General features: G+C 64.8%; 29 protein-coding genes and 1 tRNA gene. 16 read left to right on the forward strand and 14 right to left on the reverse strand.

What is annotated here, in order from left to right; all coding sequences use genetic code 11:
• Nucleotides 1-326: 326 nt before the first annotated feature.
• Nucleotides 327-1,130, reverse strand: a complete 804-nt coding sequence (locus J2R80_RS16675) for a DUF2927 domain-containing protein (RefSeq protein ID WP_253638920.1) — start codon at nucleotides 1,128-1,130, stop codon at nucleotides 327-329.
• Nucleotides 1,131-1,237: 107 nt separating this feature from the next.
• Nucleotides 1,238-1,813 carry a L,D-transpeptidase gene (locus tag J2R80_RS16680; RefSeq protein ID WP_038378145.1) on the reverse strand — a complete coding sequence of 192 codons (576 nt, stop codon included), beginning with the start codon at nucleotides 1,811-1,813 and terminating at the stop codon, nucleotides 1,238-1,240.
• Between the two features lie 388 nt (nucleotides 1,814-2,201).
• Here J2R80_RS16680 and J2R80_RS16685 point away from each other — a divergent pair, with 388 nt between their 5' ends.
• From J2R80_RS16685 to J2R80_RS16695, 3 genes are all read left to right on the forward strand, one after another.
• Nucleotides 2,202-3,749 carry an acetolactate synthase large subunit gene (locus tag J2R80_RS16685; RefSeq protein WP_253638921.1) on the forward strand — a complete coding sequence of 516 codons (1,548 nt, stop codon included), beginning with the start codon at nucleotides 2,202-2,204 and terminating at the stop codon, nucleotides 3,747-3,749.
• A 50-nt stretch (nucleotides 3,750-3,799) separates the two neighbouring features.
• Nucleotides 3,800-4,336, forward strand: a complete 537-nt coding sequence (locus J2R80_RS16690; protein ID WP_253638922.1) for a hypothetical protein — start codon at nucleotides 3,800-3,802, stop codon at nucleotides 4,334-4,336.
• 93 nt (nucleotides 4,337-4,429) lie between these two features.
• On the forward strand, nucleotides 4,430-4,711 hold the full coding sequence (locus J2R80_RS16695; RefSeq protein ID WP_253638923.1) for a hypothetical protein: 282 nt from the start codon (nucleotides 4,430-4,432) through the stop codon (nucleotides 4,709-4,711).
• A gap of 65 nt (nucleotides 4,712-4,776) precedes the next feature.
• Here J2R80_RS16695 and J2R80_RS16700 read toward each other — a convergent pair whose 3' ends face one another.
• Entirely contained in the window at nucleotides 4,777-5,010 is a 234-nt protein-coding gene (locus J2R80_RS16700) for a hypothetical protein (protein ID WP_253607299.1), read from the reverse strand.
• A gap of 171 nt (nucleotides 5,011-5,181) precedes the next feature.
• On the opposite strand from J2R80_RS16700, the gene J2R80_RS16705 reads away from it, so the two are divergent.
• On the forward strand, nucleotides 5,182-5,322 hold the full coding sequence (locus tag J2R80_RS16705) for a hypothetical protein (protein WP_168858519.1): 141 nt from the start codon (nucleotides 5,182-5,184) through the stop codon (nucleotides 5,320-5,322).
• A 70-nt stretch (nucleotides 5,323-5,392) separates the two neighbouring features.
• Here the strand turns inward: J2R80_RS16705 and J2R80_RS16710 are convergent, their stop codons facing one another.
• Nucleotides 5,393-5,764, reverse strand: coding sequence for a DUF4118 domain-containing protein (locus tag J2R80_RS16710; RefSeq protein ID WP_057019306.1), 372 nt, complete (start codon nucleotides 5,762-5,764; stop codon nucleotides 5,393-5,395).
• Between the two features lie 177 nt (nucleotides 5,765-5,941).
• Between J2R80_RS16710 and J2R80_RS16715 the strand changes: the two genes are divergently transcribed.
• Nucleotides 5,942-6,247, forward strand: coding sequence for a hypothetical protein (locus J2R80_RS16715; protein ID WP_057019307.1), 306 nt, complete (start codon nucleotides 5,942-5,944; stop codon nucleotides 6,245-6,247).
• Between the two features lie 215 nt (nucleotides 6,248-6,462).
• On the opposite strand, the gene J2R80_RS16720 is transcribed toward J2R80_RS16715, so the two are convergent.
• From J2R80_RS16720 to J2R80_RS16730, 3 genes are all read right to left on the reverse strand, one after another.
• Nucleotides 6,463-6,537, reverse strand: a tRNA-Val gene (locus J2R80_RS16720).
• A 113-nt stretch (nucleotides 6,538-6,650) separates the two neighbouring features.
• Nucleotides 6,651-7,934 carry a hypothetical protein gene (locus J2R80_RS16725; protein WP_057019308.1) on the reverse strand — a complete coding sequence of 428 codons (1,284 nt, stop codon included), beginning with the start codon at nucleotides 7,932-7,934 and terminating at the stop codon, nucleotides 6,651-6,653.
• A gap of 237 nt (nucleotides 7,935-8,171) precedes the next feature.
• Nucleotides 8,172-8,777, reverse strand: coding sequence for a DUF1134 domain-containing protein (locus tag J2R80_RS16730; RefSeq protein ID WP_016843676.1), 606 nt, complete (start codon nucleotides 8,775-8,777; stop codon nucleotides 8,172-8,174).
• 153 nt (nucleotides 8,778-8,930) lie between these two features.
• Here J2R80_RS16730 and J2R80_RS16735 point away from each other — a divergent pair, with 153 nt between their 5' ends.
• Entirely contained in the window at nucleotides 8,931-9,395 is a 465-nt protein-coding gene (locus tag J2R80_RS16735; RefSeq protein ID WP_253638924.1) for a YHS domain-containing (seleno)protein, read from the forward strand.
• On the opposite strand, the gene cysQ is transcribed toward J2R80_RS16735, so the two are convergent.
• The gene (gene cysQ / locus J2R80_RS16740; protein WP_253638925.1) at nucleotides 9,396-10,223 is read right to left on the reverse strand and encodes a 3'(2'),5'-bisphosphate nucleotidase CysQ; all 828 of its coding nucleotides are present in this window, start codon (nucleotides 10,221-10,223) and stop codon (nucleotides 9,396-9,398) included. It lies immediately after the preceding gene.
• A gap of 256 nt (nucleotides 10,224-10,479) precedes the next feature.
• Between cysQ and chpT the strand changes: the two genes are divergently transcribed.
• The 6 genes from chpT to J2R80_RS16770 all read left to right on the forward strand — a co-directional run bounded on the left by chpT (nucleotide 10,480) and on the right by J2R80_RS16770 (nucleotide 17,153).
• Entirely contained in the window at nucleotides 10,480-11,127 is a 648-nt protein-coding gene (chpT, locus tag J2R80_RS16745; RefSeq protein WP_253638926.1) for a histidine phosphotransferase ChpT, read from the forward strand.
• 202 nt (nucleotides 11,128-11,329) lie between these two features.
• Nucleotides 11,330-14,065 (forward strand): hybrid sensor histidine kinase/response regulator, encoded by a 2,736-nt coding sequence (locus J2R80_RS16750; RefSeq protein WP_253638927.1) that lies wholly within the window; start codon nucleotides 11,330-11,332, stop codon nucleotides 14,063-14,065.
• 22 nt (nucleotides 14,066-14,087) lie between these two features.
• Complete coding sequence (locus J2R80_RS16755; RefSeq protein WP_076824388.1) at nucleotides 14,088-14,558, forward strand: chemotaxis protein CheW; 471 nt, start codon at nucleotides 14,088-14,090, stop codon at nucleotides 14,556-14,558.
• Between the two features lie 63 nt (nucleotides 14,559-14,621).
• Nucleotides 14,622-14,987 (forward strand): PleD family two-component system response regulator, encoded by a 366-nt coding sequence (locus J2R80_RS16760; protein ID WP_018273268.1) that lies wholly within the window; start codon nucleotides 14,622-14,624, stop codon nucleotides 14,985-14,987.
• 130 nt (nucleotides 14,988-15,117) lie between these two features.
• Nucleotides 15,118-16,284, forward strand: a complete 1,167-nt coding sequence (locus J2R80_RS16765) for a chemotaxis response regulator protein-glutamate methylesterase (RefSeq protein ID WP_057015193.1) — start codon at nucleotides 15,118-15,120, stop codon at nucleotides 16,282-16,284.
• The gene (locus J2R80_RS16770) at nucleotides 16,281-17,153 is read left to right on the forward strand and encodes a protein-glutamate O-methyltransferase CheR (protein WP_253638928.1); all 873 of its coding nucleotides are present in this window, start codon (nucleotides 16,281-16,283) and stop codon (nucleotides 17,151-17,153) included. Before J2R80_RS16765 ends, J2R80_RS16770 begins: the two co-directional genes overlap by 4 nt.
• A gap of 159 nt (nucleotides 17,154-17,312) precedes the next feature.
• Here J2R80_RS16770 and J2R80_RS16775 read toward each other — a convergent pair whose 3' ends face one another.
• The 5 genes from J2R80_RS16775 to ctrA form a co-directional block, all read right to left on the reverse strand.
• Nucleotides 17,313-18,470, reverse strand: coding sequence for a glutathionylspermidine synthase family protein (locus tag J2R80_RS16775; RefSeq protein WP_253638929.1), 1,158 nt, complete (start codon nucleotides 18,468-18,470; stop codon nucleotides 17,313-17,315).
• 33 nt (nucleotides 18,471-18,503) lie between these two features.
• On the reverse strand, nucleotides 18,504-18,722 hold the full coding sequence (locus J2R80_RS16780; RefSeq protein ID WP_253638930.1) for a hypothetical protein: 219 nt from the start codon (nucleotides 18,720-18,722) through the stop codon (nucleotides 18,504-18,506).
• A 108-nt stretch (nucleotides 18,723-18,830) separates the two neighbouring features.
• Nucleotides 18,831-19,265 carry a hypothetical protein gene (locus J2R80_RS16785; RefSeq protein ID WP_253625701.1) on the reverse strand — a complete coding sequence of 145 codons (435 nt, stop codon included), beginning with the start codon at nucleotides 19,263-19,265 and terminating at the stop codon, nucleotides 18,831-18,833.
• A 14-nt stretch (nucleotides 19,266-19,279) separates the two neighbouring features.
• On the reverse strand, nucleotides 19,280-19,684 hold the full coding sequence (locus tag J2R80_RS16790; protein WP_057015189.1) for a DUF350 domain-containing protein: 405 nt from the start codon (nucleotides 19,682-19,684) through the stop codon (nucleotides 19,280-19,282).
• A gap of 167 nt (nucleotides 19,685-19,851) precedes the next feature.
• On the reverse strand, nucleotides 19,852-20,553 hold the full coding sequence (ctrA, locus tag J2R80_RS16795; RefSeq protein WP_016848562.1) for a response regulator transcription factor CtrA: 702 nt from the start codon (nucleotides 20,551-20,553) through the stop codon (nucleotides 19,852-19,854).
• Between the two features lie 367 nt (nucleotides 20,554-20,920).
• Here ctrA and fliI point away from each other — a divergent pair, with 367 nt between their 5' ends.
• From fliI to J2R80_RS16815, 4 genes are all read left to right on the forward strand, one after another.
• Nucleotides 20,921-22,246 carry a flagellar protein export ATPase FliI gene (gene fliI, locus J2R80_RS16800; protein ID WP_028335735.1) on the forward strand — a complete coding sequence of 442 codons (1,326 nt, stop codon included), beginning with the start codon at nucleotides 20,921-20,923 and terminating at the stop codon, nucleotides 22,244-22,246.
• A 108-nt stretch (nucleotides 22,247-22,354) separates the two neighbouring features.
• Complete coding sequence (fliJ, locus tag J2R80_RS16805) at nucleotides 22,355-22,774, forward strand: flagellar export protein FliJ (protein ID WP_016848565.1); 420 nt, start codon at nucleotides 22,355-22,357, stop codon at nucleotides 22,772-22,774.
• A gap of 211 nt (nucleotides 22,775-22,985) precedes the next feature.
• Nucleotides 22,986-23,531: a sigma-70 family RNA polymerase sigma factor gene (locus J2R80_RS16810; RefSeq protein ID WP_028335734.1), complete on the forward strand. Its 546-nt coding sequence runs from the start codon at nucleotides 22,986-22,988 to the stop codon at nucleotides 23,529-23,531.
• Nucleotides 23,532-23,534: 3 nt separating this feature from the next.
• Nucleotides 23,535-24,503 (forward strand): anti-sigma factor domain-containing protein, encoded by a 969-nt coding sequence (locus J2R80_RS16815; protein WP_253638931.1) that lies wholly within the window; start codon nucleotides 23,535-23,537, stop codon nucleotides 24,501-24,503.
• Between the two features lie 282 nt (nucleotides 24,504-24,785).
• Here J2R80_RS16815 and J2R80_RS16820 read toward each other — a convergent pair whose 3' ends face one another.
• Nucleotides 24,786-24,986, reverse strand: coding sequence for a hypothetical protein (locus tag J2R80_RS16820; protein WP_016848568.1), 201 nt, complete (start codon nucleotides 24,984-24,986; stop codon nucleotides 24,786-24,788).
• Nucleotides 24,987-25,257: the final 271 nt, after the last annotated feature.

The raw sequence follows: 25,257 nt of genomic DNA on the forward strand, positions 1-25,257 counted from the left end.
ACCGTACGCCCATTCAATCACCGTCATGCTGAGGAGGCCGCGCAGCGGCCGTCTCGAAGCACGACGGCCCGACTGTGGCCGTGTATCCTTCGAGATGCGCCCAGTGCGCCTCATGACGGGACCCGACTGCTCTCCGACTTCATCGTCGTCCCGGCGAAGGCCAGGCGAAGGCCGGGACCCATTACCACCGAAGTTCATTGTTGCGCGATGTCGGAACGACGAGTCCCATCCACAACACCCGCTGCGGCGTATGGGTCCCGGCCTTCGCCGGGACGACGGCTGTGAATGCCGCGAGCGTGTGCGCCGATCGACGGAGGCCGCCACCCTCACTCCAGATGGTTCACCTTCGCCACCCAGGCGCGGACGTCGGCGAGGACGGCGGGCAGCACGGCCTTGACCTCCTGCACGGTCATGCCGGGCTTGATGCGGGGGTCGTAGAGCAGGTTGAGCAGATATTGGTCGTAGACGTCGAAATAGCCCATCGAGACGTTGTCGTTGAACATGGTCCAGGGCACGGTGGCGGTGTCGTTGATCGGGCCGAGCGACTGCAACAGCTCCTCATAGGCGCAGTCGAGGAAGACGAAATCGCCGTTGTCCACGGTGAGGATCACGTCGGAATGCTCGATTTCGTAGTTCTCGTTCTTGCGGAAGCCGGACAGGCATTGCGGGTCGAGCGAGGAGCGGATCTCCCTGGCGCGCTCCTGGCCGTAGAAAGTCGCGATCGTGCGGTACAGCTCGCGGTCGCGCACCAGCTTGACCACGACATTGGCCGCTTCGTTGTTCTCGGTCATCGCGATGTCGAGATGCTGCACCTTGCTGCGGATGTCGGCGACGACCCTGGCGAGCTGGGCCTTGCGGTCGGCGCGGCTGCCGTCGGCGAACACGCGCACCGGACTGTCGTACTTGCGGATCCGGTCGACCCGCCCGGCGAGATGATATTCGGCGCCGAACGCGGTTTTCAGAAAGCCCTCGACGATCTCGGCGTCGGTGAAGACCTTCTTCTCGTTGCGCTGGCGCGCGGCGATCGCCGCCGGTACCTCGGTGGCGGCCGCGGGCAGCGCGGCATCTGCGAGGCAAGCGGCGAGCGTTGCGGCGAGAAGGACGAGGATCGAAGGACGGTGCTGGGGCATTGTGACAACGCTGCCGCAAGGTTTGCGGCAGCGCAAGGAGGGATCAAGGCGGCGGGATCAGCGATCTTGCCGAATGGCGGCGCCTGGTTCCGTTGAAATCGACGCGATCAGTTGTTCTTCACCACCACGGTGGTGCCGACCGAGACCCGACCATAGAGATCGGTGACGTCGTCGTTGGTCATGCGGAAGCAGCCCGACGAGACGGCCTGGCCGATCGTCTCCGGCTCGTTCGAGCCGTGGATGCGGTAGAGCGTCGAGCCGAGATACATCGCGCGCGCGCCGAGTGGATTCTCGATGCCGCCGTTCATGTGGCGCGGCAGATCGGGGCGGCGGCGCAGCATCTGCGACGGCGGCGTCCACGACGGCCATTCCTTCTTTGCGGAGATGCGGTGGACACCGCTCCAGCGGAAGCCGTCGCGGCCGACGCCGATGCCGTAGCGCAGCGCCTGGCCGTTCGCCAGCACCAGATAGAGCCGGCGCTCGGCGGTGTTCACCACGATGGTGCCGGGGGCGTAGTTGGTCGGGTAGTTGACGGTGGTGCGCGGGATCGGGCTTGCGCCGCCGCCGCCGAAGAAGCTCGGGGCTTCGGACTGATAGCCGCGAGAGTCGAAGAACTGGGCGTGGGCCTGGCCGGCACCTGCCAGGATCGTGAGCGCGGCAAACATCAAGGCAATCGGGCGCATGGTCGTCGTCCTCGCGAACAATCAAATATGCAGTCAGAGAGGCCACAATTGCCGGCGTTTCGCAAGCGACGAAGCCGTGACCTCAGGCATTTTCGAACAACACGGTTTAAAAAGGCAACAGATCGGAAGCGATACCTGCATTGTCCGGCCAAGCCTTTGACGAAGCGGCTGAAGAATGGTTGATCTGGAGCGTTTTCGAGCGAAGTGGGTACCGGTTCGCGTCAAGAAGGCGCGACCAAACAAAAGCTGGAGCGTTTTCAAGCGAAGTGGGCACCGGGTCGCGTGAAGAAAATGCGACCAAACAAAAGGATACGAGCATGATCCGATTCAATCGGATCGGATCATACTCTGAGCGACCTCAAGAACATCTCGAAACGGGAGCGAGAGCATGAATGGTGCGGAAAGTCTGGTGCGGACATTGGTCGCAGGCGGCGTGGATGTCTGCTTTACCAATCCCGGCACCTCGGAGATGCATTTCGTCGCGGCGCTGGACAAGGTCCCGGGCATGCGCTGCGTGCTCGGTCTGTTCGAAGGCGTGGTGACCGGTGCGGCCGACGGTTATTTCCGCATGAAGGGAACGCCGGCCTCGACGCTGCTGCATCTCGGGCCCGGCCTCGCCAACGGCCTTGCCAATCTGCACAACGCCAAGAAGGCGCATTCCGGGATCGTCAACATCGTCGGTCAGCATGCCACCTACCACATCGGTTACAATGCGCCGCTGACGTCAGACATCGAGGGCCTGGCGCGGCCGATGTCGTCCTGGGTGCGCACCTCGCCGGATGCCAAGTCGGTTGCGGCCGACGGCGCGGCCGCGATCGCCGCCGCCAGGAGCGCGCCGCCGCAGATCGCAACCCTGATCCTGCCGGCCGACACCGCCTGGAACGAAGCCGACGGCATCGCCGAGGTGCCCGTGGACACGCAGCGCCCGAGCTATTCGCCGCAGGCGGTCGACACCGCGGCGAAGATCCTGCACGGCGATGCCGCGCATACGCTGCTGCTCGTCACCGGCAGCGCGCTGACCGAGCACGGGCTGGCGCTCGCCGAGCGCATCGCCGGCAAGACCGGCTGCACGGTGATGGGCCAGACCTATCACCCGCGCATGGCGCGCGGCCGCGGCCGCTTCTCGATCAACCGCATTCCCTATGTGATCGAGCAGGCGTTGCCGATCCTGAAGAAATTCCGTCACATCGTGCTGGTCGAGGCCAACGATCCCGTGGCGTTCTTCGCCTATCCGAACAAGCCGAGCATGCTGAAGGCGGAAGGCTGCGAGGTGCATCGCATGACCGCCTGGGGCGAGAATTCGGTCGCGGCGCTCGAGGCGCTCGCGGGCGCGCTGCATGCGACCGCGCAGGACGTCAAGCCGCAGCAATTGCAGGAACTGGTCAAGCCGACCGGTGCGCTCGACCACGCCACGATCGCGCAGGCGATTGCGTGCGCGATCCCCGAGCACGCCATCATGGTCGATGAATCCGTCACCACGGGCCGCGGCTTCTTCCCGCCGACCGCGGCGGCCGCGCCGCATGACTGGCTGCAGAACATGGGCGGCTCGATCGGCTTCTCGACGCCGGTGGCAACCGGCGCGGCGGTCGCCTGTCCGGACCGCAAGGTGATCTGCATGGTCGGCGACGGCAGCGCGATGTACACGATCCAGTCGCTGTGGACCCAGGCGCGCGAAGGGCTCAACGTCGTGACCATTGTGTTCGCCAACCGCATCTATCAGATCCTGCGCGGCGAGTTCGACGGCGTCGGCGCCGGCGAGCCGGGCAAGCGGGCTCAGGACATGCTGAAGATCGACCGGCCGACGCTCGACTTCGTCGCGCTCGCCAGGGGCATGGGGGTACCGGGCAGGGCGGTGACGACGGCCGACGAGTTCAACAAGGCGCTCGCGGAAGCCGTCGCCGAACCGGGACCGCGGCTGATCGAAGTGCAGATGTAGGGGCGTAGCTGAAGGGCCGCGGCGGCGGCCCAGTCCAGTCGGAGGCGTCGATGCAGACCGAGCTGAACAAGGTGATCGCCGCCGTGGAGGAATTCTATGCGCAGGAGATGTTCCTGCTGGAGCGCGATCTTGGCGAGCGAACGCTCACTCACCGGCTGGCGGTCTATGTCGAGCGGCAATTTTCCGGCTGGCAGGTCGATTGCAACTACGACCGGCTCGGCGAGCGCACGCTGCGGCTGCCGCGCGGCTCGGGGAGCTCGACCGACGACCATCTTGGCAAGTCGATCTATCCCGATATCGTCGTGCATCAGCGCGACATCCCGAACAATCTCCTGGCCATCGAACTGCGCAAGGACAGCAATCACCAGCCGATCGAGCACGATCAGCGCAAGCTGCAGGCGCTGACCGATCCGAATGTCTGGTTTGCCTATGCGATGGGCGTGCTGGTGATCGTCGGACAAAGCGGGGTGAGCTTTACCGAGGTCTATGCCGGCGGAGCCATCGATAGCGCGACTTCGCTCTGGTTTGCCGAGCGGCTACGCGAGAGCGGGCTCGCGAACAGGGGCGACGATGGCGCTCCGCATTAAGTCTATCGGTGAATCTTTCCTCGCGTTTGCAGTGATAGCCCGTTTGGATCATGCGTCGCCCCTGCACGCGCGGCACAACAGAAGGTGCGGGAGGTGGAGCAATTCCTGGAGCTGGTGGTCAATTTTCAGAACGATCCGATGGCGGTGCGGATTATCAGCTCCGCAACTCTTTCGCTCCCCCTCCCGCACTTGAATTCGTTGGTCCGACTTTCGCTGGTCCAGCTTGCCCTGATCAAACTTCCACTGCCCCAGCTTCCAACGCCCCAACTTCCACTACCCGAGGTGGTCGGCGCACTTGATTGCGACGCGACGGGCCGAAGCAGCACCCGCACCGACACAGTAAAAAAGGCCGCCTTCGGGCGGCCTTTTCCGTGATCGCCAAGTCCGCGATCGCCAAGTACGTGATCGCCAAGTGGATCACCGAGCGCGATTGTTTCTGTTTATTGCTTGGTGGCATCGCTGCCGGTCGTGGCGGCGCCGGTCTTGGCACCGGTCTTGGCGCTCGATTTCTTGGCGGTCTTCTTCGCTTTCTTCGGCGCCTTGGCCGCCTCGCCCTTGGTCGCGGTGTCGCCGCTTTGCGCAGCGGGGGCCGGGCTCCCGCCCGCCTTGTCCTGCGCGAGCGCGGTGGACGAGACGAAGGCAAGGGCGGTGGCGGCGAGGATCAGTGTTCGCATCGGATGTTCTCCCAAGTTGGTTTCCGGCGAGCCTCAACGGGACAGAATGTCGCAGGGTTCCGCGGCACCGATCAGCAATCCGTGAGCTCTGCGTGAACGGTATGGCCGCCGCGGAACCGGGAACCGGGCGCCGCGTTATCTGGCCGGGCAGGAGTTCCGAGGAGAGACGCCATGCGCTGGCGGTCAATGACGGAAACCACCAATACGGTGCTCGACACCGCCCCCGAGGACACCTTCTACGCGGCGGGCTGGACCATCAGCGGCGTGGCAACGCTGGCCACCATCGTCGCGATCTGGATGTTCGGGATCTGAGAGCGAACGATCCACGACAAGGCAACCGGTGCGCTATCGCCGGCGGCCGGGCCACGGCCTGGGTCGTCCGCTATTTCCGCAGAATTGCCAGCGCTTCCCGATAGAGCTGCGAGAAACAGACCAAGAGCGCGCTCGACAGCAGGAACATCGCCAGGCTGTCATAGTCGCCGGCCGTCGGCCAGCCGAACTCGAAATAGGGCGGCATGAACGCCCACCAGACGATCGGTACCGTGATGATGGTCGCAAACGCGCCGGCGGGCGCGCCGCCCATCAGGCCGGCGATCAGGATCGCCGGCACGAAGCCCGCGAAATAGAACTGCATGCCGAAGCTCGAGAACATCTCCTGGGTCGCGGTGGCCAGCACCACCGCAAGCAGGGCGACGACGAATGTCGACAACGACCAAGGCCGCAGCTTCAAAATGTAGTCGTTGCCCTTGCGCATCCAGACTCCGGCTCCCGCGAGTTCCGGGAAGGTAGCCGAGGAGGCCTGCAAACAAAACCCCGTACGATTCCGAGGGGCAGGGTTGTGCTCGATACAGTGAAAAGGAACCGGCCCGGTCAAGCCGCCGCCGCATTGTCGCGCATATTGCATTGCGGCACGGTGATTGGGGGCAACACGATGCTTGAGCTTCTGATTGTCGCTCTCGTCGCCGGGATCGGTTTCATCTCGGGGTACGGCGCACGCGAGCTGATCTCGCGCCGGCGGCGGGGATCCGCCTCGCGCGCTCACGTTCGCGCGCCGCAGGTTCGCGCCGCGAATGACGACAGCTCCGCCTCCGGCTGGTATCGGCGGGCCGGCACGCAGCACGCCGATCACGCCATCCCGCCACCCGACGAACTCGACGGCGCCGTTCGCGACCTGCTCGGCGAGCTCAGCCGGCGCAACGCCAAGCCGTCATCCGCACCGCAGCGCCGCCGGCAGTGAGCCGGAATGCCGGGCCGCATCGCCGAGATCGGCGCCGCTGGCCTGCCGGTGTTTTGCGCGACGAGTTAATCAAAATTCGGAAATGGCGTAACCCGTTGATCCGGCTCGCCTCGGCTACTTTGCATGGGGTTGTTTTCGACATTTTTGTGAGGCGGTCCCGGAGGACAGCAGAATGTCGACAATCGTTCGCACCTGGCAGAGTTCAGGAGGCAGGATGGTGGACGCACAAGGGATCGAACCTTGGACCTCTCCCGTGTGAAGGGAACGCTCTCCCGCTGAGCTATGCGTCCGGGATGTGACGTGCCAAAGGCCGCTGGTCGGCGGCCGGTCGATTAAGGCGCTTCGTCAGAGCGTGCGATTTACGAAGTGCCGGGTAGGGGTGTCAAGCCAAACCCTGCGGGAATCAGGCGCCTTGCTGGCGGGCGCGGGAGGCGTGTGACTGCAGCGCCCGGATGCGCTCGGCGAGCGTGCCGCCGCCCTCGGGTAACCCGCTGCCCGGCGAGACGCCGTTGGCGGGCTTGGCAGCCGCCTTGGCCGGCACCGTCGGCTCCGCCGCCAGCATGGCCTCGATCGCCGAATTCGGGCCCTCGAGTTGGATCGCGAGCTTGGCCACCTCGGCGGCAATGTCGTTGATGCGCTCGCGCAACAGCGCATTCTCCATACGCTCGGTCGCCCAGGAGCTCTCGGCCTGCTGCTGGATCGCGTTGATGTCGCGCTGCAGCTTGCCGCGCTCGTCGCTGACGGTGCGCAGCTGCTCCTCGACTTGAGCCTTCTCCTGCCGCAGCTTGTCGAGCGCGGAGGATTTGCCGCCGCCCGCTGCCGCGATCTCCTCGCGCAGCTCCTGCACGGTCCGCTCGGCGGCGGCGTTGGCCTGCTTCAACTGGCCGTTCTCGAATTCGCGCTCGGCAAGCAGCTTGCCCTGGGTCGCAAGCCGCGTCTCAAGGTCGTTGACCCGGTTGCCGAGCATCTCGGCTTCCTTGACCTGGGCGACGAGCTGGCGGTCGAGATCGGTGACGCGCTGGCTCAGATTTTCGACCCGGCCGCGCGCGTCGGTGAGGTCGCGCGTCGCGGTTTCCGACTGGCTGCGCTCCTGGGCGAGGCGGGCTTCGGTTGCCGCGAATTCCCTGGCGGCATCGCCGACCCGGTTCTTCAGCTCCTCGACCTGGGTCCGCACCGCGACCAGTTCGATCTGGCGGCTGTCGGCGGTCATCGCGCGGTCGTTGAGCTCGGCGTTGATCTTGCCGAGCTCGCCCTGCTTGTCGGTCAGCGCCTGCTCGGCGTTGCGCAACAGCTCGGTCTTGGCCGAGAACTCTTCCTCGGTGGCGCGAAGCTGATCCTTCATCGCCTTTTCGCGCGCTTCCAGCGCGAAGATCGCGGCGTTCTTCTCGCCGAGCTCGATCTTCATGCGGTTGATCGCATCGGTCTTCTTGCCGAGTTCGGCGAGCTGGCTCGTGGTCTTGCTCTTGAGCTGGTCGACGCTCATCTCGAGCCGGCGAGCCGACATGGCGAATTCGGCGCGGAGCTGGTCCTTGTCGGCCTGGATCTCGGCCATCGACAGCGGGGTGGCCGCCTCCATGCGGCGCGTGGTCAGCCGCACCGCCCGGTTGTGCACCAGCGGAACGATCATCAGGCCGCACAGCATCGAGATCAGGAAACCGATCGCCGCGTACATGATCGGCTCGATCATGAAGGGTCACTCCAAGAAAAGAAGGAATTTGTTAATCACAATGCCACGGCGGGCCGGCCAAAGGCCAGCCCGATTGCCGCGTTAACCTGAATTGCTAACCGTGCCGGAGCGCCGGCCTCATCGCCCGATCAGGGCTGCGACCTCGTGCTTCGTTCCGATTGAATCGGAACGAGGCTCTGGATTCTGTCCTGACGCGTTTTCTTGATGCGAACCGGCGTCCGCTTGGCTGGAAACGCTCTAGAACGGGTTCCAGGTCGCGCGCGGGGTGAATTTGAGATAGCCGACGCTGGCGCCGAGCCGCAAGCCGATGCCCGAGCGAATCGGGACCAGCACGATGTTGTTGGCGGTCAGCGCCGTCATGCCGAAGCCGCCGACGATATAGGCCGAGCCGTCGATGCCGACGAAGCGCTGATAGATCGCCTGGGTCGAAGGCAGGTTGTAGACCAGCGTCATGGTCCTCGCGCCGTCGCCGCCCCAGTCGAAGCCGACCGAGGGACCCTGCCAGTAGACCCTGAGGTCGCCGGCGTTCTTGGTGTAGAGCGTGCCTTCGCCATAGCGCAGCCCGGCCACGAAGGCGCCGGAGCCTTCCTCGCCGAGCACATAACCATTGGGCAGGCCCCACTGGCTGACGGCGCGCTCGATGACCGAGGCGAGTCCGCGCGAGACATTGCCGAAGAACTTGTGTCCGGCATTGACCAATTCGTCGGGCCCGTAAGTATACGGGGTCGGCTCACGCTGTGGCGGCGGATATTGCGGTGGCGGGCCCTGCTGCGCGGACGCCCCTGCGCTCCAGCACATCAGCGCGGCAAACGCGACCGCGGCAAGGCGTGATGCGAAAGTCATTAAGAACCCCTGCTATCGAAATCCGGGCGCTGCCCTTTAACCTGATGCCAACAGGCACGGCTCTAGGTTGCGCCCGGTGTCCCCTCGACTCGGATGTTATCGGTATCAACTATGACGGCACAACGGCAGGAAAGATATGGATCGTGCCGGGGGATGGCGTTTTTCGGCCTGTTGGCGGGCATTTTGGCGGCCATCTGGCCGTCCTTGCCTGTTCAGGCCACCACAACCGAGCGCGTGGTGACGAACCGCTACTCCGGATTGGCGATCGAGGGATTCGATCCCGTCGCCTATTTCACCGACGCCGCCGCCACCCGGGGGCGGCCGGAATTCGAGGCGGCGGAGAACGGCGTGGTCTGGCGTTTCCGCAACGAGGGCAACCGCGCTTCGTTCGTGGCGCATCCCGAAATCTATGGCCCGCAATTCGGCGGTTACGATCCGACCGATCTGGTGCGGGGCGTCACCTGCGCGGGCAATCCGCGATTCTGGGCCGTCGTCGGGAACAGGCTTTACCTGTTCAACCGGGAACGCAGCCGTGACGTGTTCGCCGCCGATCCCGCGCGCTTTTTGAAGGAAGCCGCGGCGCGTTGGCCGGAGCTGGAAGACAATCTCGCGCAGTGATCACGGCGCCGCGGCCGGATCGCCCGAGGCAATGAATTCCGGCACCAGGAAGTCTTCGCGGCCGAGCCCGAAATGCAACGGGCTGCCGTTCGAATCGGTGACCTTGCCGCCGGCCGCTACGACGACCGCGTGACCTGCCGCAACATCCCACTCCGATGTCGGCGACAGGCGGGGATAGATATCGACTTCGCCCTCGGCGACACGGCCGAATTTGACCGCCGAGCCCAGCACGGCGCGGACCGCGTTGCCGCGCGCGTCGATGAAGGCTTCGGTGCGCGCATCGCCATGCGAGCGGCTCACTGCCACCGTCCATGGCGCGCCGCGCGGCGGGCAGGGACGGGTCTTGATCGGCACCGCCTGCGAAACCGCGCCGCCCTGCAGCGTCAACCGCTCCGCGCCCTTGCCGACGATGCCGCGCCAGATCAGCCCGAGCGCCGGTGCGCCGACGATGCCGAGCAGCGGCACGCCTTGCGTGACCAGCGCCACATTGACGGTGAATTCATTGCGGCCGGCAACGAACTCCTTGGTGCCGTCGAGCGGATCGATCAGGAAGAAACTGTCTTTATAGGGCGGCGTCGCCAGATGGACGCGCTCCTCGGACAGCAGCGACACCTGCGGCGCGAGCCGCGTCAGCCCTTCGACGATGATGTGGTCGGCGGCGAGATCGGCCTCGGTGACCGGCGACCCATCGTCCTTGCCGGCAACATTCATCGTCGAACGATTGACCGCAAGAATCGCGTCGCCGGCGCGGATCACCAGTTCGGTCAGTGATTCGAGCAGCGTCGCGGCGGCCTCGCAGCCGATCAGGGACGGCTTTGCCTTATTCATGTGCGGGTCTCATGTCAGCGGGTCGCATATCCTGTTTGTGTTCCCTGAGATCATGATGCGATGACGGAGCATCGCATCATGATCTCATCTCCTTGTTTGAGCATGATCTTTTCGGAAAACCGGTTTCCACTTTTCCGGATCATGCTTTATCAGCCTTGCCGCAAGCTGGCAGCATCCGTCTGCGCGGTGTATCAAGCCCACAGGCATGCGTGATTCGCACTCCTCGGTCGGCGTGCGGCTTTCCAGGAAACAATTGATGTCTGGCACTTCGTCTCCCGGTCCCGCTCCCGACGCGCTCGAACTCGCGGCGCTCTTGTGCTCGCGGGTCTGTCACGATCTCATCAGTCCGGTCGGCGCGATCGTCAATGGGCTTGAGGTCCTTGACGACAATCCCAAGCCCGAAGACCGCGACTTCGCGCTCGATTTGATTCGCAAGAGCGCCAAGACCGCTTCGGCGCGGCTGCAGTTCTGCCGGTTGGCGTTCGGTGCGGCCGGTTCCTCCGGCGCGCAGATCGACCTCGGCGATGCCCAGAACATGGCGAAGGGGCATATCGAGGACGGCAAGGTGACGCTGACCTGGAATTTGCCGCGGCTGCTGTTGCCCAAGAACCGGGTCAAGCTGCTCTTGAACATGCTGGTCATCGCGCAGCAGACCATTCCGCGCGGCGGCACGCTCACCATCGACCCGGTCGGCGAGGGTGAGACCATGAGCTTCCGCATCACGGCTGCGGGCCTCAATGCGCGCGTGCCGCAGAACATCGTCGATCTCCTGAATGCGACCTCGTCGAACACGGTCGATGCGCATGCGGTGCAACCGCACTACACCCGCCTGCTGGCGGAAGCCTGCGGGCTGAAAGTGACGCTCGCGCTCGACGGCGACAAGGTCATCATTGCCGCGTCCTGACCGCGGCCGCGCCGATATCATTAATCAAAGGTTACGACCGACCGCGCGATTCGATCGCGCGGCCTTATCTCTTTGTTGATCCCGTTCCTTTCCATTTGCTCAACCAAACTTAAACGCTTTGCGGAGAAGCTGACTTGAGTTCCGTCAGGCGCGTCGATGTTGCGCGCCGCTGCGTTTTCGGCGTTTTTCGAAGGTTGGTTTCATGGACGATCTGTTGCGCGAGTTCCTGACGGAGAGCAGCGAGAGCCTGGATACGGTCGACAACCAGCTGGTGCAGTTCGAGCAGGATCCGAACAACGCGAAGATCCTGGATAACATCTTCCGGCTGGTGCACACCATCAAGGGCACCTGCGGCTTCCTCGGGCTGCCGCGGCTCGAGGCGCTGGCGCATGCCGGCGAGACCTTGATGGGCAAATTCCGCGACGGCATGCCGGTGAAGGCGGAAGCCGTGACGCTGATCCTGTCCTCGATCGACCGCATCAAGGAGATCCTTGCAGGGCTCGAGGCAACCGAGGCCGAGCCCGAGGGCAACGACCGTGACCTGATCGATCAGCTGGAAGCGATGGTCGAGCACGGCATGGCGGCGATGTCCGATTCGACGCAGTCGATGCCGGTTGCCGCTGAAGAGGACGTGCCTGTCGTCGAAGCTCCGTCCGTGCAGGCTAACATGACCGAAGGCACACTGGTGGTGCAGACGCTGGAGCGTCCGCTGCGTCCGGGCGAGGTCTCGCTCGACGAGCTCGAGCGCGCCTTCCGCGAGACCGAGACCGAAGTCGCCGCACCGGCGCCGGCCGCGAAGCCTGCCGCTGCGGCTCCCGCCGCCGAGCCGGCCGAGGCTGTGAAGAAGCCGGCCCGCAAGGCGGCCGCTGAGGACGTCCAGGAAGGCGACAAGATCGCCAACCAGTCGATCCGGGTCAATGTCGACACCCTCGAACACCTCATGACCATGGTCTCCGAGCTGGTGCTGACCCGCAACCAGCTGCTGGAGATCTCCCGCCGCAACGAGGACACCGAGTTCAAGGTGCCCTTGCAGCGGCTCTCCAACGTCACCGCCGAGCTGCAGGAAGGCGTCATGAAGACGCGCATGCAGCCGATCGGCAATGCCTGGCAGAAGCTGCCGCGCATCGTCCGCGATCTCTCCGGCGAGCTCGGCAAGCAGATCGAGCTCGAGATGCACGGTGCCGACACCGAGCTCGACCGCCAGGTGCTCGACCTGATCAAGGATCCGCTGACGCATATGGTGCGCAACTCCGCCGATCACGGGCTCGAGACCACCGCCGAGCGGGTCGCCGCCGGCAAGCCGGAACAGGGCACCATTCGTCTGTCCGCCTATCACGAGGGCGGCCACATCATCATCTGCATCGCCGACAATGGCCGCGGGCTCAACACCGAGCGGATCAAGGCCAAGGCGCTCCAGAACGGTCTCGTCACCGAGGCCGAACTGGAGAAGATGACCGAAGCCCAGATCCACAAATTCATCTTCGCGCCGGGCTTCTCGACCGCGGCCCAAGTCACCTCGGTGTCCGGCCGCGGCGTCGGCATGGACGTGGTGCGCACCAATATCGACCAGATCGGCGGCACCATCGACATCAAGAGCGTGGCCGGCGAGGGCGCCTCGGTCACCATCAAGATCCCGCTGACCTTGGCGATCGTCTCCGCCCTGATCGTGGAAGCCGGCGGCGACCGTTTTGCGATTCCCCAATTGTCCGTGGTCGAGCTGGTGCGGGCCCGCGCCAACTCCGAGCACCGCATCGAGCGCATCAAGGACACCGCAGTCTTGCGCCTGCGCAACAAGCTGCTGCCGCTGATCCACCTCAAGAAGCTCTTGAAGATCGACGACGGCGCGACGACCACCGATGCCGAGAATGGCTTCATCGTGGTCACTCAGGTGGGCAGCCAGACCTTCGGCATCGTGGTTGACGGCGTGTTCCACACCGAGGAGATCGTGGTCAAGCCGATGTCCACAAAACTGCGGCACATCGACATGTTCTCCGGCAACACCATTTTGGGCGATGGCGCCGTCATCATGATCATCGACCCCAACGGGATTGCAAAAGCCCTCGGCGCGTCCGGCTCCTCGGCCCATGACCTCGCCGACGACAATGCGAACGCCCACGCCGCAAGCGGCGAGCAGCTGACCTCGCTCTTGGTGTTCCGCGCCGGCTCCTCGCAGCCCAAGGCGGTGCCGCTCGGCCTCGTCACCCGGCTGGAGGAGATCGCAATCGATAAGATCGAGCTCTCGAACGGCCGCTACATGGTGCAGTACCGCGAGCAGCTGATGCCGCTGGTGCAGATGGCCGGGGTCGAGGTGCAGTCGCAGGGCTCGCAGCCGATCCTGGTGTTCGCCGACGACGGCCGCTCGATGGGGCTCGTGGTCGACGAGATCATCGACATCGTCGAGGAGCGGCTCAACATCGAGGTCGCGGGTTCGCAGGACGGCATTTTGGGCTCGGCCGTGATCAAGGGCCAGGCCACCGAGGTGATCGACGTCGGCCACTTCCTGCCGATGGCGTTCGCCGACTGGTTCTCGCGCAAGGAGATGCGGCCGTCGGCCTCGGCGCAGTCGGTGCTGCTGGTCGATGACAGTGCCTTCTTCCGCAACATGCTGGCGCCGGTCTTGAAGGCCGCCGGCTACAAGGTCAGGACCGCGGGCGGCGCGCAGGAAGGGCTCGCCGCGCTGCGTTCGGGACAGAGCTTCGACGTCGTGCTGACCGACATCGAGATGCCCGAGATGAACGGCTTTGAGTTCGCCGAGAACATCCGAAGCGACCACAATCTGAACCAGCTGCCGATCATCGCGCTGTCGGCGATGGTGTCGCCGGCGGCGATCGAGCGCGGCCGGCAGGCTGGCTTCCACGACTATGTCGCCAAGTTTGATCGTCCCGGGCTGATCGCGGCGCTGAAAGAGCAGACCGCCGAACTGCGCCGCGCGGCCTGACACGGGATAAGGACAGGGATCGATGACCAGCAAGACCGAGACAAGCGAAGGCGCGATGGCCGAATACGTCACCGCCGTGATCGGCGGGCAGCTGTTCGGCCTGCCGATCTCGCGGGTGCAGGACGTGTTCATGCCGGAGCGGCTGACGCGGGTGCCGCTGGCCTCCAGCGAGATCGCCGGCGTGCTCAATCTGCGCGGACGTATCGTCACCGTGGTCGACATGCGCGCCCGGCTCGGGCTGCCGAAGGCCGACGACGGTAAGCCTCCGATGGCGGTCGGCGTCGACCAGCGCGGCGAATCCTACGGCCTGTTGATCGACCAGATCGGCGAAGTGCTGCGGCTCTCCGAAAACAGCCGCGAGGACAATCCGGTCAACCTCGATCCCCGCATGGCCAAGCTCGCCGGCGGCGTCCACCGCCTCGACGGCCAGCTCATGGTCGTCCTCGATATCGATCGCGTGCTCGAACTGGTGCCCGACGCCAAAGCGGCGTGAACAGGGCCGCCCGAACTGAAGAACTGAAACATCCCACCGGGGATGAGGAAGTAGAGGTCGCAGATGAGAACCTGTCTTGTTGTCGATGACTCAAGCGTCATTCGCAAGGTCGCCCGTCGCATCCTGGAAGGGCTCGATTTCCAGATCGTCGAGGCCGAGGACGGCGCCAAGGCGCTCGAGGCCTGCAAGCGCGCGATGCCGGAAGCGGTGCTGCTCGACTGGAACATGCCGGTCATGGACGGCTACGAGTTTCTCGGCAATCTCCGCCGCATGCCCGGCGGCGATCAGCCCAAGGTCGTGTTCTGCACCACCGAGAATGACGTCGCGCATATCGCACGCGCGCTGCATGCCGGTGCCAACGAATACATCATGAAGCCGTTCGACCGGGACATCGTCACCGCGAAGTTCCAGGAAGTCGGACTCATTTAGAGCATGATCCGGAAAAGTGGGAACCGGTTTTCCGAGAAGATCATGCTGACTTAGATTCTTCGTTCGATCCGGCGGCAGAAGCCTTCGGCTCAACGGTTGTTGTGCGTCGTGTTGCGTCGCTGGTGAAGTCATGAGTGTTGCGTTGACAAGTACTGCGGTCCCGACATCGACCCGTTCCGACAAGGTGCGGGTGATGGTGGTCGACGATTCCGTGGTGATCCGCGGGATGATCTCGCGCTGGATCGGCGCCGAGCCCGACATGGAAGTCGTCGCCTCGCTGCGCACCGGCCTCGACGCCGTCAACCAGCTCGAACGCATCAACCCCGATGTCGCGGTGCTCGATATCGAGATGCCCGACCTCGACGGCATCTCGGCGCTGCCGCAGCTGCTGGCGAAGAAGCGCGATCTCGTCGTCATCATGGCCTCCACGCTGACCCGCCGCAACGCGGAGATCAGCCTGAAGGCTCTCTCGCTCGGTGCGTCCGACTACATTCCGAAACCGGAAAGCACGCGCGAGGCCACCGCCGCGGAAACCTTCCGCCACGACCTGATCCAGAAGATCCGTCATCTCGGCGCCAAGGCGCGGCGCAACCCGCTGCACTCGATGGCAAGCCCGCCGCTTGCGCCCGGTCATGACAGGCCGCGTCCGCTGGCGCCCGCTGCTGCGCACACAGCGCCGGCCCAGGCCACGCGCCGTTCGTTCGGCCTGCTGCCGCCCAAGGTGCTGCTGATCGGCTCGTCGACCGGCGGCCCGCAGGCGCTGATGACGCTGGTCGCCGAGATCGGCCCGGTGATCGATCGCTTCCCGGTGCTGATCACCCAGCACATGCCGCCGACCTTCACCACCATTCTCGCCGAGCATCTGGCGCGCACCAGCAAGCGGCCGGCGCATGAGGGGATCGACGGCGAGAGCATCAAGCCGGGCCAGATCTATCTGGCACCCGGCGGGCGCCACATGCGCGTCGCCCGCCACGGCGTCGATGCCACGATCGCGCTCGATGACGGGCCGCCGGTCAATTTCTGCAAGCCCGCGGTGGATCCGATGTTCACCTCCGCGATCGATGTCTGGCAGGGCAGCATCATGTCGGTGATCCTGACCGGCATGGGCTCCGACGGCATGCGCGGCGGCAAGGACATCGTCGCCGCCGGCGGCAGCGTGATCGCGCAGGACGAAGCGACCAGCGTGGTGTGGGGCATGCCCGGTGCTGCGGTCAATGCCGGCATCTGCGCCGCGGTGCTGCCGCTCAATCAGATCGCACCGAAGCTTGTTCGGGTATTTGCGGGAGACCGTTCGTGACGCCGCTGGACTACGAGTATCTGCGTAAGCTGCTGAAAGAGCGTTCCGGCCTCGATCTCTCCGCCGACAAGCAATATCTCGTCGAGAGCCGCCTGTTGCCCTTGGCGCGCCGGTCGAACCTCGCCGGGATTCCCGAGCTGGTGCAGCGGATGAAGGGTGGCGCGGAGCTGCTGACATCCGAGGTGGTCGAAGCGATGACCACCAACGAGACCTTCTTCTTTCGCGACAAGATCCCATTCGACCATCTGAAGGAAGCGGTGCTGCCCGCGCTCGCGCAGGCGCGCGCGGCGCGCCGCAGCTTGCGCATCTGGTGCGCGGCGTCGTCGACCGGGCAGGAGCCGTATTCGATCGCGATGCTGCTGAAGGAGATGACTGCGCTGTTTGCCGGCTGGCGGATCGAGATCATCGCCACCGACCTGTCGCAGGCGGTGCTCGAAAAGGCGAAGGCCGGCTTGTTCAGCCAGTTCGAGGTGCAGCGCGGCCTGCCGATCCAGCTGCTGGTCAAGTATTTCGTGCAGAAGGGCGAGCTCTGGCAGCTCAACGCCGATATCCGCGGCATGGTGCAGCACCGCCAGCTCAATCTGTTGCAGGACCTGTCGCATCTCGGCACCTTCGACGTGATCTTCTGCCGCAACGTGCTGATCTATTTCGATCAGCAGACCAAGGCCGGTATCTTCGGCAAGGTGTCCCGGATGCTCGAGCCCGACGGCGTGCTGGCGCTTGGCGCGGCGGAATCCGTGGTCGGCATCACCAACCTGTTCAGGCCATATCCCGACCGGCGCGGGCTCTATCAGCCAAACACCGCGCCAGTCGCGCGCGCCGGCGCCGCGCTGCATGTGCTGAAGGCGGTTGCGTCCGCTGCGCGGTGAGACGAGACATCTCGCTTTAACCCCGTCACCCTGAGGAGCCGCGAAGCGGCGTCTCAAAGGGTCGACGGCCACCAGCGGGGCCGTGCATCCTTCGAGGCTCGCAAGCGCTCGCACCTCAGGATGACGGCGACAGAGCCGCGTTCTTTCAACGTTCATGAACTACAAAATCGCGTGCGGCAGGAAGCGCGAGGTGTTGCCGGTGATCGGATTCTCGTCTTCCCGAATCGAGAGTCCGCAGGGCGTGCCGTCCACCAGCCAGCTGCCGAGCACCGGATACTGCCCGGAAAAATTCGGCAGCGGCGCCAGCGCCTGGCGGATGAAACCTTCGGCGCCGTAGGGGCCTTGCTCGGCGACCAGCGTGACGCCGGCGCTGACCAGCTCGACATTGGCGCCCTCGCGTGAATAGATCGGCTTGCGCACGAACGAGGTGCCGAGCTGGGCGGCCTGCGGGTCGTCCTCGAAATAGGCCGGCAGCAGATTGGGGTGGTTCGGGAACATCTCCCAGAGCAGCGGCAGGATGCCCTTGTTGGAGAGGATCGCCTTCCACGGCGGCTCGATCCATTGCGTCGGCGCCGTCGAGAGGTTCTTGCCGAAAGCGTCGTGGAACATCCACTCCCACGGATAGAGCTTGAACGCGAGCGCGATCGGGCGTTCGTCGAGGTCGACGAACTGACCGTCGTCGCGCAGTCCGATCTCCTCGATGTCGAGCAGCGTGGTCTTCAGCCCGGCCTGCGCCGCGGTGTCCTCGAGATAGGCGAGCGTGCCGGCGTCCTCGGGATTTCCGGTCAGTCCGGTGAGATGCAGCGGGTGGGTCGCGCCGATCCTCTTCCAGGCCTCGATCAGCCGGTCGTGGATCGAGTTGAACTGGTCGGCGCGCTTCGGGATGATGTTGCGTTGGATCGCCTGTTCGAGCCAGGTCCATTGAAACACCGCGGCCTCGAAGATCGAGGTCGGCGTATCGGCATTGTATTCGAGCAGCCTGGCCGGGCCGCGGCCGTCGAAGGTGAGATCGAGCCGGCCGTACAGGCTCGGATTCCTGCGGCGCCAGCTTGCCGCGATCAGATCCCAGTACGCCTCCGGTATCTTCAGCCGGCGCAGATAGCGTTCATCCCTGACCGCGCGTCCGGCGAGCTCGAGACACATCGCGTCGATCTCGCCGGTCGGCGCCTCGATCGCGCGCTCGATCTCGTCCAGCGTGAAGGCGTAATAGGCGCGCTCGTCCCAGTACCGTTCGCCGTCGATGGTGTGGAAGGTGAAGCCGGCGTTCTCGGCAGTCGTCCGCCAATCGTCGCGTTCGGGACATGCGATGCGTTGCATGAGGGGAAACCGCGTTCGCTCGTCAGCCTGGTGTCAGCTTCCGCCATGCAACGGATCGTCGTCGCCGTAGCGGGCGATGGTGCGCGGCGCGCCGCCGAAGCCGCCGGAGGGCGACCGTTCCGCCGATTTTCCCTTCGTTCCGTGTCCTGCATGGTGGTGGCTGCGGGCATGGCTTGGCGTCCGGCCGATCGACGCCGCGCCGATCGCGATACTTCCCATCAATTTCAGCCATACCCGGCGCGAGCGTTTCATGAACGCAATCCCTGCCTTGCCGTCTGCGGAGCCATGGCGAGTTTCCATCAGCTGCGTTCGCCGGGCAAGCGAAAGCGCGATGACACGGCGATGACACGGCAACATGCATCAGCTGCCGCTGAAGCCGAAAGCATGCGCGAATGAACCGAAGCCGCCGCGGCTCACCGACGAGCTAGACGACGAGCTCGAGGAAGAGGAGGTGCCGCTCGACGACGAGCTGCCGCTGTAGAAGCTGCTGCGCGACGAGCCGCTGCTGCCGCCCGATCCGGACGATGAGCTGCGCGTTGTGCAGTCGACGCCGGGTTGTGGCGGGACCGGTGTGACGACGCCCGGTGCGGTGACGCCCGGCGGGGTCGGCGGCACCGGCTGGCAATTCGGCCGCGGCATCAGCGCGTAGGCGCTGCCGCCGACCGCGAGCGTTCCCATCAAGAGCAGCGCGACGTGGTTGGAGCGCTTGGATGGCGCATCCGGCCGCGGCGGCGTCGGCACCGCCGGCACGACCGGTCGCCGTTTGCCGAAGTCCGGGTTCGGTTTGCGCGCCATGGTGGCTCAACGGCTCAGTAGATCATGCAGGCCGCGTTCAGCGCGCCTGCGGCCAGCGAGGACAGCCCGAGCCAGATCGCCGGCGCCATTTCGCCGGAGGCGATCCGCCCCGACAGGTTCGGCACCGGGATCTTCACGATGTAATAGACGATGATCTGCACGATCAGCGCGATGATGCTCCAGATCAGGCAGTCCACCACATTGGCGGAGTGGGCGATCGCGCTGACCACCGGCAGCACGAAGCCGAGCAGGCTTAAGCCCAGCGCAATCGCCGCCGCCGGATCGTTGTCGCGGATCAGCTGGAATTCGTCATGCGGCGTGACGCGTGTGTAGACGAAGAGGTAGGCGACCACGGCGATCAGCGCCGTGCAGAAATAGACCAGGAACGCCGGCAGGCCGGCGAGGGATTGCAGGATCATGTCGGGGCGGTCCGGGAGTTCGTCGGGATTCGCGCGAGGCAGGATTGCACGTTCCCTTGGTCGGCGCATGCCGACAGCCGGTTCAATCCCAAACAAAAACCCCGCCATTTGCGGCGGGGTTCAGGTCGAAAGGAGCGAACCTTGCGGTTCTCTGCGGGCCCAGAAGGTCAGGCGGGAATGCGCTCGTCGGCCTCGTGCGGCTCGCGCAGCACGTAGCCGCGGCCCCACACGGTCTCGATGAAGTTGCGGCCTTCGGAGGCGTTGGCGAGCTTCTTGCGGAGCTTGCAGATGAAGACGTCGATGATCTTCAGCTCCGGCTCGTCCATGCCGCCGTAGAGATGGTTGAGGAACATTTCCTTGGTGAGGGTGGTGCCCTTGCGGAGCGAGAGCAGCTCCAGCATCTGGTATTCCTTGCCGGTCAGGTGCACGCGCTGGCCGCCGACCTCGACCGTCTTGGTGTCGAGATTGACCACGAGATCGCCGGTCTGGATGACCGACTGGGCGTGACCCTTGGAGCGGCGCACGATCGCGTGGATGCGGGCGACCAGCTCGTCCTTGTGGAAGGGCTTGGTCATGTAGTCGTCGGCGCCGACGCCGAGACCCTTGACCTTATCCTCGATGCCGGCGAGGCCGGAGAGGATCAGAATGGGAGTTTTGATCTTCGACACCCGCAGCTGCTTGAGCACGTCGTAGCCGGACATGTCGGGCAGGTTGAGGTCGAGAAGGATGATGTCGTAGTCGTAAAGCTTGCCGAGATCGACGCCCTCTTCGCCGAGGTCCGTCGTGTAGACGTTGAAACTCTCGGACTTGAGCATCAATTCGATCGACTGCGCGACGGCGCTGTCATCTTCAATCAGCAAAACGCGCATGCCAGTCCCCTATAGTCGCCGCTCCGGGCGTCAGGTCGGCCGCACTTGCGGCACTCACAAAACGCCTTTGAACAACTGATTCGGATCCTGACGAGATATGGTTAACAAAAACTGATTCCTCCGCGCAAGCTCTAACCGTGCAATTTTTGTCGAATCGCCCTAAGATATTGCGTAGAAGAAGCTTTTCCTAACCGCGTCCGTTCAGTTTCCACATTAAGAGACGGGCCTAACCGACTCTCGCGACTCGCCCTTCTTCTGATGGGCAAGCGACCTCAGTCACCAAAGACAGTGACGCAATGATTAATGATGCGGGTAAACACGAAGTTAAGCGGCCGGAGCAAAAAAGCAGAAACTTAAGGTTTTCGCAATGAAGGCGCTCGCTGAGCAGATCGGCGACATCGACGGCGTCAATATTTATGGCCGCGTGGTCGGCGTCCGCGGGCTGATGGTCGAGATCGCGGGCCCCATTCACGCGATGTCGGTCGGCGCCCGCATCGTGATCGACGTCGGCGCGGGCCGCTTCATCCCCGCCGAGGTGATCGGCTTCTCCGGCGAGAACGCGGTGGTGATGCCGTTCGGCGGGCTCGATGGCGTGAGGCGCGGTTGCCGCGCGGTGATCGCCAATGCGGCGAGCCAGGTGCGGCCGTCGCCGGCCTGGCTCGGCCGCGTCGTCAACGCGATGGGCGAGCCGATCGACGGCAAGGGCCCGCTGGTGCAGGGCGCCTCGCCGATGTCCTACCGCAACTCGCCGCCGCCGGCGCATTCGCGCAAGCGGGTCGGCCCGCCGCTCGATCTCGGCGTGCGCGGTCTCAATACGTTCCTGACCTGCTGCCGCGGCCAGCGGCTCGGCATCTTCGCCGGCTCCGGCGTCGGCAAGTCGGTGCTGCTGTCGATGCTGGCGCGCAACGTCGATGCCGCGATCTCGGTGATCGGGCTGATCGGCGAACGCGGCCGCGAGGTGCAGGAATTCCTCCAGGAGGATCTCGGCGAGGAGGGGCTGGCGCGCTCGGTCGTGGTGGTCGCGACCTCGGACGAGCCGGCGCTGATGCGGCGCCAGGCGGCGTATCTGACGCTCGCCATCGCGGAATATTTCCGCGACGAGGACCAGGATGTGCTGTGCCTGATGGATTCGGTGACGCGCTTTGCGATGGCGCAGCGCGAGATCGGCCTCTCGGCGGGCGAGCCGCCGACCGCCAAGGGCTACACGCCGACCGTGTTCACCGAATTGCCGAAGCTGCTCGAGCGGGCAGGGCCGGGCACCGGCGACGGCACCATCACCGCGATTTTCACGGTGCTGGTCGACGGCGACGATCACAACGAGCCGATCGCGGATGCGGTGCGCGGCATTCTCGACGGTCATATCGTGATGCAGCGGGCGATCGCCGAGCGCGGCCGCTATCCCGCGGTCAACATCCTCAAGTCGGTGTCGCGCACCATGCCGCGGTCGGCCGACCCCAACTTCCTGCCTTACATCAACAAGGCGCGGCAGGTGATGGCGACCTATGCCGACATGGAGGAATTGATCCGGCTCGGGGCCTACCGGCCGGGTTCCAGCGCGGAGGTCGACGAGGCGATCCGGCTGCATGAGCCGCTCGAGGCCTACCTGCGCCAGGCCAAGGACGAGTCCACCAGCCTTCCCGACGGCTACCGGCAACTGGCTCAAATCCTGTCGGGTTTGGAAACGGAACGCTAACTTTGTCAGGCCATCATCGCCGGCACACCATAGCTATGCCGGCGGGGCCCAGCGGGGAGCCGGCTCTGTCCCGCGTTCAGATTTGGGACTTCTGGGGAGTATGAGTCGATGAAGTCACGTGAAACGCTGATCCGCCTGAAGAAATTTCAGGTCGACGAAAAGCGCCGTCGGGTTACCCAGATCGAAGGCATGATCGCCGACTTCCAGCGCATGTCGGTCGAGCTCGAGCGCGAGATCCAGACCGAGCAGGAGCGCGCCGGGATCAACGACCCCACGCACTTCGCCTATCCGACCTATGCCAAGGCCGCGATCCAGCGCCGCGAGAACCTGACCCGTTCGGCCGACGAACTGCGCGCCCAGCTCGACGACGCCAAGGCGCTGCTGTCGGAGGCATTCGAGGAATTGAAGAAGGTCGAACTGCTCGACGAGCGCGACCAGGCGCGCGAACGCGCGGAGGAGAGCGCTCGCGAACAAGCCGACATGGATTCGATCGGCCTGATGCGGGCCCGTCTCGGCGTCATCGCCTGAACCCTCGCTCCCTCCGCTGACCAGATTGAGAGCCCGGGCCGATCGCCCGGGCTTTTTGCTGGGCGCTGTCCACAAGCCGCCGACTTGCCGGCCACTTGTTAGCCCCTTGGCGGATCGTGGTGTCCCAAAATATGCTACCACCGGTCAGGACGGATGATCGGCAGCACGGTGGCAATGACGCGATGGGGGATCGGGGCTTGGAGGGCGCAAGATGCTGACGCCGGCTGAGCTGGTCTGGCTGATCGCCGCCGTCGCCAAGGGGGATGAGGCAGCCTTCGAGCGGCTGTACGCCGCGACCCGCGCGAAACTCTTCGGCGTCGTGCTCCGTATCTTGCGGCGACAGGACCTCGCCGAGGAGGTCATTCAGGAGGCTTACGTCAAGATCTGGAACAGCGCCGGGCAGTTCAACCCAGCCCTGTCGTCCCCGATCACGTGGATGACGTCGATCGCGCGCAACCGCGCCATCGACGTGGTGCGCAAGCGCGGCGAGGCCTCGCTGGAGGAAGAGCCGGCGGCGATGGAGGTCGCAGCCGACCAGCCCGATCCGCTGGCGCGACGGGAGATGACGGAAGAGTTGAAGCGATTGCTGGAGTGCGTCGGTCGTCTGGAGCCGGATCGTCAGAAGCTCGTGCTGCTCGCCTATTACAACGGCTGGAGCCGCGAGCAACTCGCCGCAAAGTTCGAGACGCCGGTGAACACGGTGAAGACCTGGCTGCGCCGCAGCCTGATGGATATCCGGGAGTGTCTTGGACTCTGATTGATGGCCTATAGCGAAGACCATATCGCGCTCGCCGCGGAATATGCGCTCGGTACGCTCGATGCTGAGGAGCGCGCGCAGGTCGAGACCATGATGGCCGTCGACAGCGAGTTCGCAGCGCTGGTGCAGGGCTGGCAGTTCAGGCTCGGGCCGCTGAATCAGATGGTCGGCCTGGTCGAGCCGCGTCCGGTGGTCTGGGACAACATCAAGGCGGCGATCGGCCCCACGAGCGCGCCGCAGGCGCCGCTGGTGCTGCCCGAGACGCCGGCCACGACGGAGACGCCGCCGCCTTCGCCAATCACGGACGATCCCGAATTCGGCTCGGCGTTCGATCCGGAGCCTGCGCAGTCGCCCGAGCCCCGGAGGCTGCCCGAGGCCCGACCGCCGCGGGTCATCTTCGACGAGCGCAACGTGACCGCGCTGACGGGCCGCGTGAAGCGCTGGCGCGGTATCGCGTCGGCCGCGACCGCGATCGCGGCCGCGCTGCTGGTGACGCTCGGCCTGCAGATCTACAAGCCCGACGCTCTGCCGAATGCGATCCGGCCGAAGCCGCGCATCCAGACCGTCGAAGTGAAGACGCCGGCGCCGGCATTGACGCCGTCCGCGCAGTATGTCGCGCTGCTGCAGGGGCAGAATGGCGGGCCGGCCTTCATCATGACCATCGACGGCGCCACCAAGAATTTTACCGTCCGCAAGGTCGGCGCCCCGTCGGAGCCCGGCAAGAGTTTCGAGCTCTGGCTGATCTCCGACAAGCTGCCGCAGCCGCGCTCGCTCGGCGTGATCGGCGCCGATGATTTCACCGCGCGGCCGGTGCTGTCGGGCTACGATTCCGACGTGATCAACGGCGCCACCTATGCGGTGACCGTCGAGCAGGCCGGCGGTTCACCGAACGGCCAGCCGACCTCGGCGCCGATCTTCACCGGCAAGCTGATCGAGACCGTGCCGGGCGCGTCGGCTTCGCCGCCGCGATAGGCCAGCCGCCCATCGTCAGAGGTTGCCGATGGTGGCCGTCCGTCATTGCGAGCGCAGCGAAGCAATCCATGCTTCCGAGCGAGCGGTGACAGTGGATTGCTTCGCTTCGCTCGCAATGACGTGGATAAGACGTCGCGTCGGCCACCCGCACAAAAAAGAAAACGCCCGTGGGGAGCGGGCGTTTTCGATAGTCAACTTGGGGGTAGTTGGGGGTCTTAAATATCCACGCAGCGACTTTGGGGGGCTGTAAAGAACACTACGTGAATTCGTGAAACTCTCCTGTTAGCGGACCAGCGAGTTGCTGGAGCTGGTGATCGCGACGGGCTTGCCGGCCTTCATGACCCGCGCCGTCTGCGTGTATCCCTCATCCGACGAATTATGTGCCGCGATGCCGAAACCCGCGACCAGGATACCGGCGAACAACGCCACGACCACAATCTTCAGGTGCGTCATACGATCGGCGCTGTAGATCGAGTGGTTCATGGAAGTCTCCTGCCGCCTTCCTGCTCTCAGTAAATCTGTCGGTTCGGTCTGTTGTCCGGTTCAAGTCTCGTACCCCGCTAACGTAGGATTTGCCGATTCCGTTCCCTAGAGGCCATCACAAGGCCGTGATGAGACGTGATCGTGCGCGATCAAAAATGACCCTTTGGTAATCCAAAGCGCATTAAAGCGATTTAATATCAGTGTCTTGGGATTGTGCTGGGATGCTGCATCCCAGATAGGGCCGTTCCGGACCTGTCTGCATAAATCAGTT

The organism is Bradyrhizobium sp. USDA 4541 (genome assembly GCF_024171085.1).
GTDB lineage: Bacteria > Pseudomonadota > Alphaproteobacteria > Rhizobiales > Xanthobacteraceae > Bradyrhizobium > Bradyrhizobium australafricanum.